At 72.9% G+C, this 17949-nt stretch carries 16 protein-coding genes and 1 pseudogene; 6 read left to right on the top strand and 11 right to left on the bottom strand.

Translation table 11 applies throughout. The features are described 5' to 3' along the window. Positions 1 to 140: 140 nt before the first annotated feature. Positions 141 to 1295: pseudogene (locus tag ABR738_RS15325) on the bottom strand (hypothetical protein); the annotation flags it as partial. Further along, positions 1216 to 2103 (bottom strand): phosphatase PAP2 family protein, encoded by an 888-nt coding sequence (locus tag ABR738_RS15320; RefSeq protein WP_350230534.1) that lies wholly within the window; start codon positions 2101 to 2103, stop codon positions 1216 to 1218. The gene ABR738_RS15320 and the pseudogene ABR738_RS15325, both read right to left, overlap by 80 nt. Before the next feature lie 328 nt (positions 2104 to 2431). Between ABR738_RS15320 and ABR738_RS15315 the strand changes: the two genes are divergently transcribed. Next, positions 2432 to 3037 carry a histidine phosphatase family protein gene (locus tag ABR738_RS15315; RefSeq protein ID WP_350230533.1) on the top strand — a complete coding sequence of 202 codons (606 nt, stop codon included), beginning with the start codon at positions 2432 to 2434 and terminating at the stop codon, positions 3035 to 3037. A 311-nt stretch (positions 3038 to 3348) separates the two neighbouring features. On the opposite strand, the gene ABR738_RS15310 is transcribed toward ABR738_RS15315, so the two are convergent. Next, entirely contained in the window at positions 3349 to 4926 is a 1578-nt protein-coding gene (locus ABR738_RS15310) for an NsdA family TPR-like regulatory protein (RefSeq protein ID WP_350234586.1), read from the bottom strand. 402 nt (positions 4927 to 5328) lie between these two features. Between ABR738_RS15310 and ABR738_RS15305 the strand changes: the two genes are divergently transcribed. Both ABR738_RS15305 and ABR738_RS15300 read left to right on the top strand, forming a co-directional pair. Then, positions 5329 to 5739, top strand: a complete 411-nt coding sequence (locus ABR738_RS15305) for a hypothetical protein (protein WP_350234585.1) — start codon at positions 5329 to 5331, stop codon at positions 5737 to 5739. Between the two features lie 52 nt (positions 5740 to 5791). After that, positions 5792 to 6655, top strand: coding sequence for a spermidine synthase (locus ABR738_RS15300; RefSeq protein WP_350230532.1), 864 nt, complete (start codon positions 5792 to 5794; stop codon positions 6653 to 6655). Positions 6656 to 6667: 12 nt separating this feature from the next. On the opposite strand, the gene ABR738_RS15295 is transcribed toward ABR738_RS15300, so the two are convergent. After that, entirely contained in the window at positions 6668 to 7258 is a 591-nt protein-coding gene (locus ABR738_RS15295) for a hypothetical protein (protein ID WP_350230531.1), read from the bottom strand. A gap of 99 nt (positions 7259 to 7357) precedes the next feature. Here ABR738_RS15295 and ABR738_RS15290 point away from each other — a divergent pair, with 99 nt between their 5' ends. Both ABR738_RS15290 and ABR738_RS15285 read left to right on the top strand, forming a co-directional pair. Next, a complete protein-coding gene (locus tag ABR738_RS15290) occupies positions 7358 to 8047 on the top strand; it encodes a response regulator transcription factor (protein WP_350230530.1) in 690 nt (229 codons plus the stop codon). After that, positions 8044 to 9441 carry a sensor histidine kinase gene (locus tag ABR738_RS15285; RefSeq protein ID WP_350230529.1) on the top strand — a complete coding sequence of 466 codons (1398 nt, stop codon included), beginning with the start codon at positions 8044 to 8046 and terminating at the stop codon, positions 9439 to 9441. The genes ABR738_RS15290 and ABR738_RS15285 overlap by 4 nt, the downstream gene beginning before the upstream one ends. Before the next feature lie 152 nt (positions 9442 to 9593). On the opposite strand, the gene ABR738_RS15280 is transcribed toward ABR738_RS15285, so the two are convergent. After that, positions 9594 to 10163, bottom strand: a complete 570-nt coding sequence (locus ABR738_RS15280; RefSeq protein WP_350230528.1) for a GNAT family N-acetyltransferase — start codon at positions 10161 to 10163, stop codon at positions 9594 to 9596. Between the two features lie 280 nt (positions 10164 to 10443). On the opposite strand from ABR738_RS15280, the gene ABR738_RS15275 reads away from it, so the two are divergent. Further along, positions 10444 to 11925, top strand: coding sequence for a cellulose binding domain-containing protein (locus ABR738_RS15275; RefSeq protein WP_350230527.1), 1482 nt, complete (start codon positions 10444 to 10446; stop codon positions 11923 to 11925). 63 nt (positions 11926 to 11988) lie between these two features. On the opposite strand, the gene ABR738_RS15270 is transcribed toward ABR738_RS15275, so the two are convergent. The 6 genes from ABR738_RS15270 to ABR738_RS15245 form a co-directional block, all read right to left on the bottom strand. Then, positions 11989 to 12195 carry a hypothetical protein gene (locus ABR738_RS15270; protein ID WP_350230526.1) on the bottom strand — a complete coding sequence of 69 codons (207 nt, stop codon included), beginning with the start codon at positions 12193 to 12195 and terminating at the stop codon, positions 11989 to 11991. Between the two features lie 11 nt (positions 12196 to 12206). After that, positions 12207 to 12974, bottom strand: a complete 768-nt coding sequence (locus tag ABR738_RS15265; protein WP_350230525.1) for a MerR family transcriptional regulator — start codon at positions 12972 to 12974, stop codon at positions 12207 to 12209. Between the two features lie 56 nt (positions 12975 to 13030). Next, positions 13031 to 14476: a GH1 family beta-glucosidase gene (locus tag ABR738_RS15260; RefSeq protein ID WP_350230524.1), complete on the bottom strand. Its 1446-nt coding sequence runs from the start codon at positions 14474 to 14476 to the stop codon at positions 13031 to 13033. A gap of 145 nt (positions 14477 to 14621) precedes the next feature. Continuing rightward, positions 14622 to 15464, bottom strand: coding sequence for a carbohydrate ABC transporter permease (locus ABR738_RS15255; protein WP_350230523.1), 843 nt, complete (start codon positions 15462 to 15464; stop codon positions 14622 to 14624). Next, positions 15461 to 16456 carry a carbohydrate ABC transporter permease gene (locus ABR738_RS15250; RefSeq protein WP_350230522.1) on the bottom strand — a complete coding sequence of 332 codons (996 nt, stop codon included), beginning with the start codon at positions 16454 to 16456 and terminating at the stop codon, positions 15461 to 15463. Before ABR738_RS15250 ends, ABR738_RS15255 begins: the two co-directional genes overlap by 4 nt. Before the next feature lie 2 nt (positions 16457 to 16458). Beyond that, positions 16459 to 17796 carry an ABC transporter substrate-binding protein gene (locus ABR738_RS15245; protein WP_350230521.1) on the bottom strand — a complete coding sequence of 446 codons (1338 nt, stop codon included), beginning with the start codon at positions 17794 to 17796 and terminating at the stop codon, positions 16459 to 16461. Positions 17797 to 17949 lie beyond the last annotated feature (153 nt).

The following is a 17949-nucleotide window of genomic DNA, read 5'->3' as shown; positions in this document are numbered from 1 at the left end:
GGCTGTGGGGCGGGGGGCGCGGCGGGGGCGGCCGACGCCGGTGCGGTCCGGTCGTGCGCGGCCCGGTGCGGGGCTTTGTCCGGGGCCTCGCACGGTGCTTCGCCCGCAGCCTCGGCCGTGCGCGGGGGGGCCATGGCGGGGCGCGCGCCCGTGCGCGCTCCGGTCGCCTCCGCGCGCAGGGCGGCCGCGCGCCGCACCGCCGCCACCGTCGGATCGGCCGGATCGCCCGCCTCGCCGCGCGCCGCCGCCAGGACGTCGCCGATGGTCGTCAGGGCGCCGAGCTCGCCGCGCAACGGGCGGCCGAGCGCCGTCACCAGGTCCTGCTGCCGGGCCCGGGAGCGGCAGTGGAAGGCCAGCTCGCAGGCGGACAGGCACTCCGGCGCGTACACCGCGGGAACCGCCTCGACCGCCGATGCCAGGGCGGCCCCCGACTGGCCGTCGAGTTCGAAGGTGGTGCCAGGCGGCAGCGCGTCGGCGATGTCCTCGATCCGGGCCAGACGCGTCAACTGGCGCCGCGTGACCGACAGTTGCTTGCGTACGTCGATCACCGACGCGGTCGGCAGGTTGGAGAAGTCCTTCGGGCAGACGAGCAGCACCGAGTGGTCCACCGACGCGCCCTCGGTGCGCTCCGCGACCCGCTCCAGGGCCAGGACGTACACGGCGGACTGGCGGGCGGCCGCGCCGACCTTCGACGGGTCCGCGGCCGCGTCGATCATCGGGAAGGACTTGATCTCCACCACGGTCCAGCGGCCGTCCGGATGGACCACCACCGCGTCCGGCTCCAGGTAGGCGGGGGAGCCCGCCACGTCCAGGGCCAGCATCGGGTGGTCGAGCAGCGCCCATTCCCCGGCCGTCGTGGCCTCGCGCAGGGCGAGCGCGGTGCGGGCCGCGCGGCCCTCGGGGCCGGCCGCCGCGAGGTCGGGTGAGGCGGCGGCGCCCGGCGGCTCGGCGCCGGTGCCCATCCGCTCGTACAGCAGGCGCAGCAGCTCGGTGCCGCCGTCGCCCTTGACCTTCGCCTCGAAGGCGTTGCCCCGCATGAACGCGAACTGGGACTGGCCGAACGCCGCCGATGGCGACCCGATCGCCTCCGCGAGCGCGCCCTTGTCCACCCCGGCGCCGTCCAGCAGGGCGCGTCTGCGGCAGCCCGGGTTGGCGGCGAGGGCCGCGAGCGCCCGCGCGTCCAGCGGCCGGGCGGGGGCCGCCGGGCCGCGTAGCTCAGCGAGCCTTCGACGCAGTGACGTCGACGGCTTCTGCGGGGGTGTCGGAGGAGGTCCGCTGCCCAGGGAATGGCTCACCCTGGGAAGTCTGGCATCCAGGACTGACAATCGGGGCGCCGGTGGCCGAAGGGGCGGCTGTGAAGCGGGCACGCACGCGCGCCGCGAGCCGCAGCAGGGGCTTGGAGAGCAGCAGGCCGACGCCCATGACGGCGACGCCCGCGACCGCGTCGAGCAGATAGTGGTTCGCCGTGCCCATCACCACGAACGTGATGGTCAGCGGGTACGCGACGGCCGCGACCCGGGCGATCTTGCCGCCGCCGAAGCGCCACAGCATCACCCCGCACCACAGCGCCCACCCGACGTGCAGACTGGGCATCGCCGCGAACTGGTTGGTCATCCCGCCCAGGCCGCGCGGCGCGCTCGCCTCGCCGCCCCACCAGCCGTACGAGCCGTACTGCGCCATCGTGTCCGTGAAGCCGTGCACCGCCGGGAGCAGCCGGGGCGGGCAGGTCGGCAGGAACGTGAAGCCGATGAGGCCGAGCATCGTGGACGTCATCAGCCAGCCGCGGGCCGCCCGGTACTGGGCGGGGCGGCGGCGGAACAGCCAGATCAAGATGGCCGGGGTGATCAGGTAGTGCAGTGAGGCGTAGAGGAAGTCGGCGGGTATGCCGACGGCCGGGGTGTGCGTGAACAGCCGGTTCAGCGGGTGCTCGGCGTTGAGGTGGAGCGTTTTCTCCAGGCGCAGGATGGACAGGCCGTGCTCGACGGCCCGTGCCTCGTCACCGCGTACGATCAGCCGGCCCGCGGAGTACGCCCCGTAGATGAGCGCGATCAGGGGGAGTTCGGTCCACCAGCGCGGTCGCGTGGCATGCTGCGGCAACTGCATCCGGAAGGGTCCCCCCACTTGGTCCTCGGGCTGCCCGCTGGGGGCCTCCGGGTTTTCGACGTGCGTTCAACCGTACGGTGTAAGCGGTCGCCTCCGCACATGACCCCGGTGTTCGGATCAGACGCCGGGATCCGGCTCGGGGTTGCTTCGGGGGGTGCGCGATGATGGGTGGCGGCACATTTGGCAGTATTTCGGCACGGGTTGTGCGTCAGGTGTGAGGTGTGACGCGTTGCTCGCCATTGCTCGTCGAACGACGGACAGATTTCAGTATTCGTCATGTGTTATCCGTCATTTGTCAGATCTCGTACGGCATCGGGAGAGAACACCCATGGCAGCCGCCGCACCGCGCATCCTGCTGGCCCGGCACGGGCAGACCGAGTGGTCGCTCGCGGGCAAGCACACCGGCAGGACCGACATTCCTCTCCTGGAGGAGGGCCGGCGCGGAGCCAAGCTGCTCGGTGAGCGGCTGCACCGCGCGCCGTGGGACGGGCTGCCCGGCGTCGAGGTGCGTACGAGTCCGCTGGTGCGGGCCGCCGAGACGTGTCAGCTCGCGGGGTTCGGGGAGCGGGCCGAGCCGTGGGACGCGCTGATGGAGTACGACTACGGGGCGTACGAGGGGATGGCGCCGCCCGAGATCCAGGCCGTGCGGCCGGGCTGGTTCATCTGGCGGGACGGGGTGCCGGACGGCGAGAGCCTGGCCCAGGTCTCGGCGCGGGCGGACGAGGTGGTGGCGTGGGCGCGGTCGGCCGGGCGGGACGTGCTGGTCTTCGCCCATGGGCACATTCTGCGGTCCATCGCGGCGCGGTGGCTGGGCGAGGACATCTCCTTCGCCGCGCGGGTGCGGCTGGATCCGACGTCGCTTTCGGTGCTGGGGTGGGCGTATGGGGCGCCGGCGGTTGAGCGGTGGAACGACACGGGTCACCTCGAGCAGTAGGCCCCTGTGGCTCCGCCCCAGCCCCGTTGGCCGTGTCCATGCGGGCCGACTCGACCCTGCCAGGGTCGCGGGGAACTGCGCGCTCAGCCACGCACGGTCCGCAGTCGGGGTCCCTGGGGCTTCGCCCCAGACCCCGTTCGGCCTGAAGGGGCCTCGTCCTCAATCTCCCCCAAGGCCTCAAGGGCCAGGGGGGACCCCCATGACGGGCTGAGGTTGCCGGTGTGGGCCGGCACGGACCCTGTCCAGGGGCGCGGGCGACTGCGCGGCCAGCCACGTACGAGCCGCAGGGGCCGGGAAAGGGAGCCGGGGCGTTAGACCGCCGTGGCTGTGCGGCGTTCCAGGAAGGAGGCCACCTCCGGGCAGGAGCGGTGAGGGGTCAGCGTGTGGGACGTATCCGTCAGCATGGCCTGGACGCGCGTGGACTGGACCTGGTTCAACAGGTCGAGGACCTGATGGCCCGCCGCAGCGGATTCGGCCGGGGCCCCCGCCCGCGCCAGATCCTCGGCCAGCTCCGCCCGGTACAGCGCGAGGTTCCGCGTGAAGTACGGATCCTGAAGCCCCGCCGCCCGCCGAGCGTGCCGCGCCGCCCGCCCCCAGTCGCCCAGCGCCGAGTAGCACTGCGCCCGCAACATCTCCAGCTCGGCCTCGACGAAGAAGCTCATCCACTCCGGATCGAGGTCCGAGACGCCCCGCCCGAACAAGTCCTGCGCCCGCCCCAGCGCCTCCTCGCACGCCGAGCGGTCACCGAGCCCGGCCCAGCCGCCCGCCTCACGCAGCGCGAGCAGCGAGAGCAGCCGGGCCGAGCCGAGCGGCCGCGCGGCCCGTTCGCCCGCCTGCGCCGCCCGCATCGCCTCGCGCGGCCGGCCCATGTCCCTGGCCAGGAACGACATGTTGCAGAACGCGTGCGCCTCCAGCGCGCCGTCCCCCGCGAGCCGGGCCGTCGCGAGCGCTTCCGCATAGTGCGAGCGGGCCTCGCCGAAGCGGCCCGAGTCGTGCGCGAGCCAGCCCACGGAGATGGCCAGTTCTCCCGCGCCGGAATGCAGCCGCTCCTGGGTGGAACGGCGGGCCGCGCTCGCGTCGAGCAGTGCGTAGGCGGTGCGCAGTGGCTGCTCGGCACGCTGATAGAGCCCGTCCGCGCCGTGCCGGTCGTCCAGGAGTCTGATCCGGCGCACCGCCTCCTCGACCGCGCTCACCTCGGCCTCACCGACGCGCTGGACGGAACGTGCGGACGCCGGGCCGAGACCGAGCGAGACAGCGGCCACAGTGGCGGTGGAGCCCGTCATGAATGCGCGACGCAGCACGTCGCTCTCCTCGTGGTTCTGGTGGTGCCGGTGGTCATGGTGATTGTGGGGATTACGGGAATTGCCGGAATCGCGGGGGTCGTGGTGGTCTTGGTGAGGGCGGTGAGCCCGATCGGCGCTGTCGGCCCTGCGACCGCTGCGGTCACGTTGATCGCCGTGGTCACGTCGATCTCCGTGTGCTCCGTGCGCTCCGTGCGCTCCGTGCGCTTCATGTGCTTCGTGCGCTTCGTGTGCTTCATACTCCGCGTACTTCGTGTACTCCTCGCGCTCGGGACGGGCTGCCGGACGGATCAGCGGGGTGGCGGCGAGGGGGCGTGCCCCTCGGCCCCGTACCGTCTCCCGTGCCGAGAACCCCAAGTCCGCCAGGGTCAAACCTGGGAACATGTGCCGGAAGACCCTTTCGTACGCATAGTTGGGGCAACGGATCTCGCCGTTCTCCACGCGTCCGATGTAGCGGGCGTCGCAGGCGACCTGCTCGCCGATCTCGCGGGCCGCGCGCCGCACCGCCGCCGCGAACTCGCCGGGCGAGCGCGCGCCCCTCAACTGCCGGAACGCCGCGTTGGGTTCCGGGGGAGGCCGGTGCGGCATCGCCGGGGGCCGCGCGTTCACCCGGGGGTCTGCCTGGGGATCTGGTGACGGCGCCATGGCACGACAGCTCTCTCTGGCGGGGTGGTGCGGAGCAAGAACGTACCGTCTGTGACGGGGTGTTCACACAGTGTTTGGCTACAAAAGGGATATCTCACCCGCGATCCGCCATGAACTGCCATCCTTTGCGGCGGCGTGCCGCCGTTCCTCTTGACGCGCACGGGCGTTGAACCATGTGGAGAGCGCCAGACGCCGCCAAGACGCGGAGGGCTTGCCTTGTTGGAGGACTGCGTGAACACCGACGCCCACATCGACTTCACCGTTTCCGCTGTTTCCGCCGCTTCCGCCGTCCGCGCTCCGCGGCCGACGGCCGCCGTCCAGTATCCGCGCGCCGGCGCCCCGCCCGTGTTCGCGCGGGGCGCCGAGGAACCCTGCGACCTGGTGACCGTGCCCGCGCGCCAGGGCCTCGAGGCCGTCGACATCATCCGCCGGGGCGCCGCCCCGGCCGCCGTCGGACCGGTCCTGCACGACGGGACCTGCGACACCGTCGGCTTCCTCGTGCCCCCCGGCACCGCCGCCGCCTGGGACGTGCCGGGCAGCGCCTGTACGGAGACCAACGGGCGCGGGCTGCGCCTCGCGGGCCTGCCCGTCCAGCCGCCCGTCACCGGCTCGGGCTGGCTGCTTCCGCCGGACGCCACCGAGGTCACCGACCCGGGCCTGCTGCGGGCCGCCCTCGGCGAGGCGGCCCGGATGATCAAGGCGGCCGACGGCATCTGCGAGGCCACCCCCCGCGCCGACGGGCCCGAGCGCCGCTGACCTGCCCCGCCCCGGGCGGGCGGCGCCCGCGCGGCCGGTCGATAATGGCCGGATGGCGAAGAGCAGCAGGCGGCGGGGGGCGGGCCCGGAACCCGTCGTGGAGGCCGTGGACGGCGGTCTCGCCGAGCTCATACCGGACCGCGACCGCTCGGGCGGCTGGACCCTGCTGCTCGACGGCGCGCCCCAGTCGCACGTGGACCTCGCCGCCCCGGAGCGGCTGACCTTCGAGTACCAGCGCCGCCTCGGCCATGTCATCGACCTCGCCGCCGCGCCGGGACAGCCCCTGAACGTCCTGCACCTCGGCGGCGGCGCCTTCACCCTGGCCCGCTACATAGCGGCGACCCGGCCCCGCTCCACCCAGCAGATAGTCGAACTCGACGCCGCGCTCGTCCAGCTCGTACGCCGGGAGCTGCCGCTCGATCCCGGGGCCCGGATCCGGGTGCGCGGCGGCGACGCGCGGGCCGGGCTCGCCAAGCTCCCCGACGCCCTGGCCGATCTGGTCATCGCGGACGTGTTCAGCGGGGCCCGCACCCCCGCCCATCTGACCAGCGCCGAATTCCTCGACGAGGTACGCCGGGTGCTCAAACCGGGCGGTACGTACGCCGCGAACCTCGCCGACGGGCCGCCGCTGGCGCATCTGCGAGGCCAGATCGCCACCGCCGCCACCGTCTTCCCCGAACTCGCGCTCGCCGCCGACCCGACCGTGCTGCGCGGCAAGCGGTTCGGCAACGCGGTGCTCGTCGGCTCGGCCGTGCCCCTGCCCGTGGCGGAGCTGACCCGGCGCATCGCGGGCGACCCGCACCCCGGGCGCGTCCAGCACGGGCGTGAGCTCGCCGACTTCACGGGTGGCGCGGCGGTGGTGCGCGACGCGAGTGCCAAGCCCTCGCCCGCGCCGCCCGCGTCGGCCTTCCGGTGAAGCGCCCGGCCGTCAGGCGTCGTTGATCTCCACGGCGGGCGGATGGCCGTTCCAGGTGCAGAACACCGAGACGGAGTCGCTGCCGCGCGTGAAGGTGACCCGTATCCACTCCGTCTGGATCCAGCGTTCCATCCGCCACCCGGACGCGGGTGTGGCGGAGACCAGTTGGGCCGAGCCGGCGCCGAGGTCGAAGACGACCCGGCCGCCCGAGACGTTGTAGCCCCGCACCGCGCCCGAGTGGGTGGGATCGTCCGAACTGCCGGGCGGGGTGGGCGACTTGGCGGTCGCCGAGGGCGAGTGTCCGCCCGGCGGCTGCCCGGCCTCCGGGTCCTTGGCGGCACCGGACGCGGACGCCGCCGGCGCGGACGGGCTCCGCGTAGGGCCCGGGCCGGTGGAGGGGTCCGGGCCGGTGGAGGCGCCCGGGCCGGTGGAGGCGCCCGGGGTCGCGCTCGGCGACAGGCGCGCCCCGCCGCCGATCGGCAGGGCTCGCGGCGGGTCGTACGCGGTGCCTGCCATCACCGAGTGCACACCCCACCACGAGAGCGTCACCGCCGCCCCCGTGGCGAGCGCCCACGCCGATACGTGTACGAGTCCTCTGAGCATCCGGGCCATACTGCACCACGGCCCACACCCGTGTCCCACCGCCGCCGACTCCCCTCCCACGGGGGACCCGGTCCCTCCGTATGGCGTACGGTGCGGCCCATGGCAAGTGTGCTCGTGGTCGAGGACGACCAGTTTGTCCGATCCGCCCTCATCCGCCACCTCACCGAGGCCTCCCACACGGTACGGAGCGTCGGCACGGCGCTCGAGGCACTGCGCGAAGTGGCCCATGTCCGGTACGACGTGGTCATCCTGGACCTCGGCCTGCCCGATCTGGACGGGGCCGAGGCGCTGAAGATGCTGCGCGGCATCACCGACGTACCGGTGATCATCGCGACCGCGCGGGACGACGAGTCGGAGATCGTACGGCTGCTCAACGACGGCGCCGACGACTACCTCACCAAGCCGTTCTCCGTGGAGCACCTGTCCGCGCGGATGGCCGCCGTGCTGCGCAGGGCGCGCGGCTCGGCCGGGGCCGAGCCGCCCTCGCGGGTGCTCCGGGTCGGCGGACTCCGGGTCGATCCGCTGCGCCGCCAGGCCGAACTCGACGGCGTCCAACTCGACCTGACCCGGCGGGAGTTCGACCTGCTGGCCTTCCTCGCCGGGCGGCCCGGCGTGGTCGTGGCGCGCAAGGAACTCCTTGCCGAGGTGTGGCAGCAGTCCTACGGCGACGACCAGACCATCGACGTCCATCTGTCGTGGCTGCGGCGCAAGTTGGGCGAGACGGCCGCGCGGCCCCGCTATCTGCACACCCTGCGCGGGGTCGGCGTGAAACTGGAGCCGCCGCGATGAGATGGGCCCTGGTCAAGGTCTGTCTCGCCGTCACGGTGATGGTCGTCGTCGCCTTCGCGGTGCCGCTCGGCATGGTCATCAAGGAGATGGCCCGCGACCGGGCGTTCTCCAACGCCGAACGGCAGGCCGCGGCGATCGGGCCCACCCTGTCCATCACCACCGACCGCGACGCGCTGGAGCGGGCCGTCGCCTCCACGCAGTCCGGCGCCGAGGACCGGATGGCCGTGCATGTGCCGGCCGACCCGGCCGTGCCCGCCAGCGCGCCCCTCGACATCGGCACGCGGCGGGCGCCGGACAAGGACCTCGAAGCCACCCGCGAGGTCATCAAGGCCTCGGTCACCGATGTCCCGGGCGGCTCCACGCTGCTCCAGCCGACCGCCCTCAGCTCCGGCCAGATCGCCATCGTCGAGGTCTTCGTGCCGCAGGCCGAGGTCACCCACGGCGTCACGACGGCCTGGCTGGTGCTCGCGGGCGTGGGCGTCGCCCTGATCATCGGGTCCGTGGCCGTCGCCGACCGGCTCGGGGTACGCATGGTCCGCCCGGCCCAGCGGCTCGCGGGCGCGGCGCAGGACCTCGGGGAGGGCAGGCTCGGGGCGCGGGTCCCGGAGGAGGGCCCCACCGAACTGCGCTCCGCCGCCGTCGCCTTCAACTCCATGGCCGACCAGGTCGTCCAACTCCTGGCCAACGAGCGGGAGTTGGCGGCCGACCTCTCGCACCGGCTGCGTACGCCGCTGACCGTGCTCCGGCTGAACGCGGCCTCCTTGGGCGAGGGGCCGGCGGCCGAGCAGACCCGGGCGGCGGTCGAGCAGCTGGAGCGTGAGGTCGACACCATCATCCGCACGGCGCGCGACGCCAGGCCGAGGACGCAGCCGGACGGGCCGGGGGCGGGGTGCGACGCCTGCGAGGTGATCCGGGAGCGGATGGCGTTCTGGTCGGCGCTGGCGGAGGACGAGGGCCGCGAGGTGCGGCTCGCGGGGGTGGAGCGGCCCGTCCGCGTCCCGGTCGCCCGGGCCGACCTCGTCGCGGTCCTCGACGCGCTGCTCGGCAACGTGTTCCGGCACACCCCGGAGGGGACGGCGTTCTCGGTGGACGTCCACAACGGCGAGGACGCGGTGATCGTGCTGGTCTCCGACGCGGGGGCGGGCATCGCCGATCCCCGGGCGGCGCTCGCGCGGGGCAACAGCGGGGGCCGGCCCGGGTCGACCGGACTCGGGCTCGACATCGTCCGCCGGGTGGCCGAATCGACGGGCGGCGACGTGCGGATCGGCCGGTCCGTCCTGGGCGGCACGGAAGTCCGCCTCTGGCTGACCCGGGCCCGGCCCGGCGCCCGCCCCCGCCGAAACCACCGCCTGCGCCGCAGGGGAACCCGGGTACAGCGTCACGGACCCGCGTAGGGCGTCACGGGGCCCCGCCCGCACGGGCCACCTGCGGCCCCGGGAACGCGAGTCCTGTCGCAGAGGCGCGGGCGGGGCGGGTGCGGGCGGCAGGCCCAGCCCCGTGCGCCACCCCGCGTGAGCACCCGGCCCGCTCCTGGCCGCCGCCCATTTCAGGGGCGGGGAGCGCCCTTGGTGGGCGGCGTGGGACGGTTCAGGCGCCAGATCACGTCGATCCCGCTGCCCGACGGGGCCACGGGCGGCGTTCCCTGTTCCCGCAGGACCTCGGTGAAGCCCAGCCGGCGTGGTATCGCGGCGCTGGCGGCGTTGGACAGATCGTGCGCGATTTCCAGGTACTCCACGTCCGGCAGGGAGAACATCTCCTCGACCACGGCCGCCGTCGCCCTGGTGGCGATGCCCCGGCCGGTGGCGGCGGGGTGCAGCCAGTACCCCATGCGCCGCCCGTGAGGTGCGCCCGCGCGGTAGGCCTGGCACATGCCGAGGGGAGTTCCGTCCTTGACGATGGCGTAGTTGTACACGTCACCGCTCGCCCACTTCGACTCGGACGACGCGAGGAAGTCCCGGGTGCCTCGCGCACTGTGCCCGGCGACCCACGGCTCCCAGGGGCGCAGGTGCTCCAGCGACTCCTCGATCAACTGGTGCGCCGGAGCGAAGTCGTCCTGTCCCCGCCAGCGCCGCAGGACGAAGTCTTCACACTCGATGATCTGTCTCGGTCGGTCCATGGCGGCCATGGTGATCCGCAGGCCTGTCCCGTCGCAACGGGATACCGGGAAGCCGCGACGGGACACCGGGAAGCGGCGACGGGAGACCGCGAACCGCTGGGCCGTCGACCCGGCAGGGATCGGCCCCTTCGGCCGCGTGGCTTAACCCGGGCCCATTGGATCCTTAAGGCCGCCCTAAGATCCCCAACCACCGCCCTGAACTGGGCATTTGTCCGGTTCCCCGGAGTTAGCGTGCTGCCCGCACCCCCAGATACCCCCGCGACGCAGAGGCAGGCACGGCATGGCCACCAGTACGCACCGGCGCACCACGAGCGGCAGGACCAAGGTCGTCGGCGGGATCGTCGCCGCCACCGTCGTCGGCGGCACCGCCTTCGCGCTCACCGGCACCGCACAGGCCGCCTCGGTCGGCGCGGCGTACACCAGGACCAGCGGCTGGACCGGCGGTTACACCGGGCAGTACGTCATCACCAACGACACCGGCAAGACCCTGCCCACCTGGACCCTGGAGTTCGACCTGCCGGCCGGCACATCGCTTTCCTCCCTCTGGAACGGTGACCAGAGCGTCAAGGGGCAGCACGTCACGGTGCGGCCGGCGAGCTGGGACCGGGACGGACTCGCCCCGGGCAAGTCCGTCACCGTCGGCTTCGTGACCTCGGCGACCGGCACCGCGGGCGACCCCACCGGCTGCCTCATAGACCAGGAGAAGTGTTCCGCCGGCACCGGCGCCACCCCCACGCCCAGCGGCCGCCCCACCCAGCGCCCCACCACCGCGCCCACCCCGTCGGCGAGCACCGGGCCCACCAGCAAACCGACCGCGACCGCGACCCCGACCGCGACCCCGTCCACGCCGGCCACCCCGGCCCCCGCCGGGCACGCCGGGTTCGCGCCGTACGTCGACACCTCGCTCTACCCGGCGTACGACCTGACCGGTACCGCCGACAAGACCGGCGTCAAGCAGTTCACGCTCGCCTTCATCACCTCGGGCGGCGGCTGCGCCCCGCTGTGGGGCGGCGTCACCGGCCTGCCGGACGACAAGGTCGCCGCGGGGATCGGCGCGCTGCGCGCCAAAGGCGGCGACGTCCGCGTCTCCTTCGGCGGCGCCTCCGGCTCGGAGCTCGGCCTGGTCTGCAAGAGCGCCGACGAGCTCGCGGCCGCGTACGCCAAGGTCATCGACGCGTACAAGCTCACCAAGGTCGACTTCGACATCGAGGGCGCGGCGCTGCCCGACACGGCAGCCAACACCCGCCGCGCGCAGGCCATCGCCAAGCTCCAGAAGTCCCACCCCGGCCTCGACGTCTCGTTCACGCTGCCCGTGATGCCGCAGGGCCTGACGCAGCCCGGCGTGGATCTCGTCGCCGACGCCAAGAAGAACGGCGTCGCCCTCTCCGCCGTCAACATCATGGCGATGGACTACGGGCCCTCCTTCAGCGGCGACATGGGCGACTACGCGATCCAGGCGGCCACGGCGACGCAGGCGCAGATCAAGGGAGTTCTGGGTCTGTCGGAGGCCGCCGCGTGGAAGGCGGTCGCGGTGACCCCGATGATCGGCGTCAACGACGTCAACGTCGAGAAGTTCACCGTCGCCGACGCCACGCGGCTCGTGGAGTTCGCCAAGTCCAAGGGGCTCGGCGCCCTGTCGATGTGGTCCGCCGCCCGCGACAAGGAGTGCCCCGGCGGCGCCAAGAACTCCGCCGACCCCACCTGCTCCTCCATCGCCCAGGAACCCCTCGCCTTCACCAAGGCGTTCAGCGCCTACCAGTAGCCCTCGCGGGCCGATCGACCAGCGCCCCGGCCGGACCCTTCCCCCACGCCGGCCGGGGCGCCCTCAACGCGGGCGCGCCTTCGATCCCGCCCGCACCGCCCCCGCGAGCACACCCACCGCGCCCACCACCCCCAGGACCGCGCCCCACCCGATCACCCCGCACCCCGCGAGCACGCACACCAGCGGCACGGTGATCAGCAGGAACGGCAACAGTGAGTACGCGTTCAGCGCGGGCGCCCGGCCCACGCGGCGCCCGCGCTCCCTCCACACCCGCGCCCCCTTCACTGCCCGGCCCCCGCTCTCGCCGCGTCCAGGTACGCCGTGAGACCGTCCCACTGACCGGGCCTGGCCGATGCGTCACCGGACAGGGCCGCCGGGTCCTCGCGCCACGCGGCCCGTACGCCCGACGCGATCGCCGTGTCGCCGCCGCCGAACAGCGCGCTCAGCTCGTCCATCCGGGCCGCCAGGGCGCGTGCGCGGGGATCGGCCGGCGGGGCGCCCGATGCCCTCAACTCCTCGGCCCGCCGGTACAGTTCGGGCCACTCCACCTCCAGCAGATAGTGCGCGGCAGGCCCCGCGGCCGCGCCGTGGACGCCGAGTGCCCGCAGCTGGTCGTCGTCCAGATGGCGGCGTACCGCCTCATCGGCGCCGGGGCCCGCGACGCCGGTGGCGCGCACGGCGGCCAGGACCGAGTCCGTGGTCGGCGCCCCGCCGTCCGCGACCTCCCGCTCGATCCGCGCGAGCCGGTCCCGCAGGACGGTGAGCGCGGCGATGTGGGCCTCGACGCTCGCGCGGTGGTCGCGCAGGATCCGGGTGGGATCGACCCCGGCGTCCAGGCAGACGGCGATGGTGTCGAGTCCGAGCCCGAGGCCGCGCAGGGCGAGGATCTGGTAGAGCCGGGCGACGTCGTCCTCGGTGTACTCGCGGTGCCCGGCCGGGGTGCGCCGCGACGGCGACAGCAGCCCGATGGTGTCCCAGTGGTGCAGGGTACGAACGGTGAGTCCGCCGGTCTCGGCCAGCGGACCCACCTTCCAGGTGGAAGCGGTCATGCCCCCACTGTGCGTCCTGACGCCACGTGAGGTTCAAGCCCCGCGCGGTGTGCCCCTCACAGCCCGGGCCCCTCGGGCACCTCGGGCAGCTCCCCGGTCCGGGCGACCCGTGCGTACCAGCGGGCGCTCGACTTCGGGGTGCGGGTCAGGGTCTCGTAGTCCACGTACACCGCGCCGAAACGCTTGCCGTACCCGTACGACCACTCGAAGTTGTCCATCAGGGACCACAGGTAGTAGCCCCGTACGTCCGCGCCCGCCTCCATCGCCTGGCGCACGGCCGCGAGGTGGCCGCGCAGGTAGTGGATGCGGTCCGGGTCGTGCACGGTGCCGTCGGGGCCGGGCTCGTCCTCGCAGGCCGCGCCGTTCTCGGTGACCAGGAGCGGGAGCCCCGGGGCCTCCTTGGTGTAGCGCAGCAGCAGGTCGTACAGGCCCGTCGGGTCGATGGTCCAGCCCATCGCCGTCCGCTCGCCCGGCGGCTGGTGGAAGGCGACGGAGTCGGCGCCGGGCCAGCACGAATGGGCGCTGGCGCCGTGGCCGTCGGAGCGGGCGCCCGTGTGGCCGGGTGCGGCCGCCGACACCAGGGACGTCGTGTAGTAGTTGAGTCCGAGCGCGTCGAGCGGCTGGTGGATGGCGCGTACGTCGCCGTCGTGCACGAAGGACCAGTCGGTGACGGACGCCGTGTCGGCGAACAGCCGGTTCGGGTAGGCGCCGTGCAGCATCGGGCCGTGGAAGATCCCGTTGGCCAGGTCGTCGATCCTGCGCGCCGCCTCCAGGTCCGCCGGGTCCTGCGAAAGCGGCCTGACGACGGCCGAGTTGAGGCTCACCGCGATCTGGTTGCGGGCCGGCATTACCGCGCGCAGAGCCGAAGTCGCCTGGCCGTGCGCGAGGTTGAGGTGGTGGGCGGCGCGCAGGGCTGCGACCGGGTCCGTGCGTCCGGGGGCGTGCACGCCGGACGCGTACCCCAGAAAGGCGCTGCACCAGGGCTCGTTGAGGGTGATCCATCGCTCGACCCGGTCGCCGAGCGCGGCCCCGACGAGCGCCGCGTACTCGGCGAAGCGGGCCGCCGTGTCGCGGGCGGGCCAGCCGCCGCCCGCGGCGGAGCCGCTGGAGGACCCGGTCTCCAGCTCCTGCGGCAGGTCCCAGTGGTAGAGGGTGAGCGCGGGTGCGATGCCGTGGTCGAGCAGTTCGTCGACCAGGCGCCGGTAGAAGTCGAGGCCGACCTGGACGGCGGGCCCGCGACCGGTGGGCTGCACCCGGGACCAGGAGACGGAGAAGCGGTAGGAGGTGAGGCCGAGGTCCGCCATGAGGGCGACGTCCTCGCGCATCCGGTGGTAGTGGTCCACGGCCACGTCCCCGGTGTCGCCGTCGGCGGTCCGGCCCGGGGTGTGGCTGAAGGTGTCCCAGATGGAGGGGGTGCGGCCGTCCTTCCGTACCGCCCCCTCGATCTGGTAGGCGGAGGTGGCGGCGCCCCAGAGGAACCCGGGCGGAAAGCGGTCGGACATGCGGCACTCCCAACGAGCTGCGGAACAAGGGGACTTGGGGCGGAGAGGCGGAGGAGAGAGGGAGATCAGAGGGCCCGGAGGGCTCAGGGGGCCGGGGGGCCAAGGGGCCGGGGCCAGGGGGCTCAGAGGATCAGGGCCCCGGGGGCTACCCCTTGACCGCGCCCTGCATGATCCCGCCCACGATCTGTCGCCCGAACACCACGAACGCGATGAGCAGCGGCAGCGTGCCGAGCAGGGCGCCGGCCATGATGACCGACTGGTCCGGGATGTAGCCACGGCCGAGCCCCGTCAGGGCCACCTGGACGGTGGGGCTGCCGTTCTGGGTCAGCGCGATGACCGGCCAGAAGAAGTCGTTCCACGCCATCACGAACGTGAGCATCCCGAGCACCGCCATCGCGGGCCGGGCGACGGGGAACACGATGTGCCACACCACCCGCCAGCTGCTCGCCCCGTCCACCCGGGCCGCCTCGATCAGCTCGGTGGGCAGCGCCCCCACGAGGTACTGCCGCATGAAGAACACCCCGAACGCGCTGACCAGGGTGGGCAGGATGACGGCCTGGAGCTGGTCGGTCCAGGACAGCTTGGCGACCATCATGTACAGCGGTACGACGCTGAGCTGCGGCGGCACCATCATCGTGGAGATCACCAGGGTCAGCAGCAGGTTCTTGAAGCGGAAACGCAGCTTGGCGAAGGCGAAGCCGGCCAGCGTGGAGAAGAACACCGTGCCGGCCGCGACACACCCCGCCACGATCGTCGTGTTGAGCAGGGCCGTGCCCATGTTGGCGTCGGTCCAGGCGATCTTGAGGTTCCGGAACAGGTTCCCGCCGAACCAGAGCGGCGGCGGTGTCTGGGCGAGCCGGGTGTTGGTGCGGGAGGCGGCCACCGCCGTCCAGATCAGCGGGAAGAGGGATCCGGCGGTGAACACGGTCAGTACGGCGTAGGTGAGGCGGCCGCCGTGGAGCTGGCGGCCGGCGCGCTGGGCCCTCAACTGGTCATCCCCTTACGCAGTTTGCGGGAGACGAGCCAGTTCACCGCGCCGATGAGGAGCAGGATCAGGAACATCGCCCAGGCGATCGCCGAGGCCCGGCCCAGGTGCAGGTTCACCCAGCCCTGTTCGTACAGATACAGGCCGAGCGTCTGGAACTGGTGGTCCGAGCCGCCGGTGGCGCCCGCCGCCCCGTTGAAGAGCAGCGGCTCGCCGAACAGCTGGGTCGCGCCGATGGTGGAGACGACCGCGGTGAACAGGATCGTCGGCCGCAGGGACGGGATCGTCACATGGCGGAACTGCTGCCAGCGCGAGGCGCCGTCGAGGGCGGCGGACTCGTACAGATCGGCGGGCACGGCCTGCATCGCGGCGAGGTAGATCAGCGCGTTGTAGCCGGTCCAGCGCCAGACGACGATGGTGGAGACGGCGAGCTGGGAGGTCCAGGTGCCGTTCTGCCAGTCCACGTGGCCGAACCCGACGAGCCCGAGCGCCCAGTTGATCATTCCGTAGTCGCGCCCGAAGAGCAGCACGAACACCAGGGTCGCCGCCGCCACGCTGGTGGCGTACGGGGTGAGGACGGCGACCCGGAAGAACATCGAGCCGCGCAGCTTGTAGTTGAGCAGATGCGCGACGCCGAGCGCGATGAGCAGCTGCGGCACGGTGGACAGGAGGCCGATGGTGAAGGTGTTGCGCAGCGCGTTCCAGAAGAAGTCGTCGGACAGCAGCCGTGAGAAGTTGCGCAGGCCCACCCACGTCATGTCGTTCGGCGCGGTCAGCTCGACCTGGTGCAGCGAGGCCCAGCCGGTGTAGAGGAGCGGGAAGAGGCCGAAGACGGCGAAGAAGACGAAGAAGGGCGCGATGAACGCGTAGGGACTCCAGCGCGTGTCGCGCCGGTAGCGGCGGCTGCGGCGCTCGTCGGCGTCGGCCCGGCCGGGGGCCGTGCTCTCCTGCCCGGGGGTGGGGGAGGGCACGGCGGCCGTGGTGTCGCTCGCCATCGTCACTGGTCCAGGGCGTTGTCGATCGCCTTCACGGCGGCGTCCCAGCCCTGCTGCGGCGTCTTGCCCTTCTGCTCGACCTGGAGCATGCCGATGTCGGTGAGGTTCTGCTGGATGATCTGGTCCTTGGGGCCGAGGATCTGCACCGGGGTGCCCTCGGCGGCCTTCGCGAAGATCTGTCCGATGGGCGCGCCGCCGAAGTAGGCGTGCTTGGCGTCGGCGACGGCGGGCAGCGCGTAGGCGGCCTTGGCGCTCGGGAAGCTGCCGCGCTTTTCGAACAGGGTGGCCTGCTGGGCGGGGGCGGTCAGCCACGCGGCGAGCTTGGCGGCCTCCGCCTTGTGCTTGCCGGCCGAGGGCACGGTCAGGAAGGAGCCGCCCCAGTTGGACGGCTTGGGGGCGGCGGCCACGTCCCACTGGTCCTTGCCCGGGGCGCCCGCCTTGTCCTGGATGTAGCCGAGCATCCAGGCCGGGCAGGAGACGGTGGCGAAGGTGGCGTTGGCGAAGCCCTGGTCCCAGGTGGGCTGGAACTGCTGGAGCTTGGCGGTGAGCCCGTCGGCGGCGAACGCGGTCGCGGTGGTCCAGGCCTCCTTGATGGCCGGGTTCGACTTGTAGACGACTTTGCCGTCGGTGTCGTAATAACGGACGGCGCTGGACCCGGTGATCGAGTTCAGTACGCCCGACGCGGAGTCCACGAAGGCCGGGCCCGAGGGGACCTTCGCCCTGAACTGGCGCCCCGCCTCCAGGTACTTGTTCCAGTCGCCCGCCCACAGCTTGCCCACGGCGTCGCGGTCGGTGGGCAGCCCGGCCTTGGCGAACAGGTCCTTGCGGTAGCAGATGCCGGTGGGGCCGGTGTCGGTGCCGAGCCCCACCGTCCTGTTGTCCTTGGTGGTGGCCTCGGACCACTTCCACGGCAGGAAGTCGCCCTTGTTCACGCCGGGCGCCTTGGACAGGTCCTCCAGCTTGCCGCTCTGGGTGGCGGTGATCTCGGCGATGTTGCTGACCTCGACGGCCTGGATGTCGGCCAGGCCGCTGCCGGAACCGAGGTGGGTGAGCAGCTGGGGGTAGTAGTTCTCGTTCCGCTCGATCGAGGTCTGCTTGATCTCGATGTCGGGGTGGAGCTTCATGTACGCGTCGTAGAGGCCGGCCTCCTTCAGGCCGAACGCGCCGAAGACACCGACGGTGAGGGTGGTCTTCGCGCCGCCCCCGCCCCCGCCGCCCGCCGTGGGGCCGTCGCTCGCCTGCTTGCCGTCGTCGGCGCACCCGGTGAGCAGCCCGGTGCCGAGGGCGGCCACGGCCGCGAGCGCGGCGAGGCGTCTGGACATACGTGTACGCGTGCGCATGTGCTTCCTCCAACTGTCGTCCGGGCCGGACCCGTTGGGGCGGTCGGCGCGGGCGGAAAGGATGCGAAAGGTGTAGTGACCTACTACTGTGGGAGCGCTCCCAGCCGTGATGTGTTGAAGGGTCGCGGCTCGCTGTTGGACTGTCAAGGGACC

Source organism: Streptomyces sp. Edi4, assembly GCF_040253615.1.
In the GTDB taxonomy this organism is placed as follows: domain Bacteria; phylum Actinomycetota; class Actinomycetes; order Streptomycetales; family Streptomycetaceae; genus Streptomyces.
Note: the sequence above shows the minus strand (reverse complement) of the source record. Positions and strands in the feature narration are given on the sequence as shown.

Coding starts and splice junctions, on each gene's coding strand:
- ABR738_RS15250 (WP_350230522.1), bottom strand. CDS start 16,456: ATGGCGAGCGACACCACGGCCGCCGTGCCCTCCCCCACCCCCGGGCAG.
- ABR738_RS15265 (WP_350230525.1), bottom strand. CDS start 12,974: ATGACCGCTTCCACCTGGAAGGTGGGTCCGCTGGCCGAGACCGGCGGA.
- ABR738_RS15275 (WP_350230527.1), top strand. CDS start 10,444: ATGGCCACCAGTACGCACCGGCGCACCACGAGCGGCAGGACCAAGGTC.
- ABR738_RS15300 (WP_350230532.1), top strand. CDS start 5,792: ATGGCGAAGAGCAGCAGGCGGCGGGGGGCGGGCCCGGAACCCGTCGTG.
- ABR738_RS15320 (WP_350230534.1), bottom strand. CDS start 2,103: ATGCAGTTGCCGCAGCATGCCACGCGACCGCGCTGGTGGACCGAACTC.
- ABR738_RS15290 (WP_350230530.1), top strand. CDS start 7,358: ATGGCAAGTGTGCTCGTGGTCGAGGACGACCAGTTTGTCCGATCCGCC.
- ABR738_RS15280 (WP_350230528.1), bottom strand. CDS start 10,163: ATGGACCGACCGAGACAGATCATCGAGTGTGAAGACTTCGTCCTGCGG.
- ABR738_RS15260 (WP_350230524.1), bottom strand. CDS start 14,476: ATGTCCGACCGCTTTCCGCCCGGGTTCCTCTGGGGCGCCGCCACCTCC.
- ABR738_RS15285 (WP_350230529.1), top strand. CDS start 8,044: ATGAGATGGGCCCTGGTCAAGGTCTGTCTCGCCGTCACGGTGATGGTC.
- ABR738_RS15315 (WP_350230533.1), top strand. CDS start 2,432: ATGGCAGCCGCCGCACCGCGCATCCTGCTGGCCCGGCACGGGCAGACC.
- ABR738_RS15310 (WP_350234586.1), bottom strand. CDS start 4,926: ATGCCGCACCGGCCTCCCCCGGAACCCAACGCGGCGTTCCGGCAGTTG.
- ABR738_RS15245 (WP_350230521.1), bottom strand. CDS start 17,796: ATGCGCACGCGTACACGTATGTCCAGACGCCTCGCCGCGCTCGCGGCC.
- ABR738_RS15295 (WP_350230531.1), bottom strand. CDS start 7,258: ATGCTCAGAGGACTCGTACACGTATCGGCGTGGGCGCTCGCCACGGGG.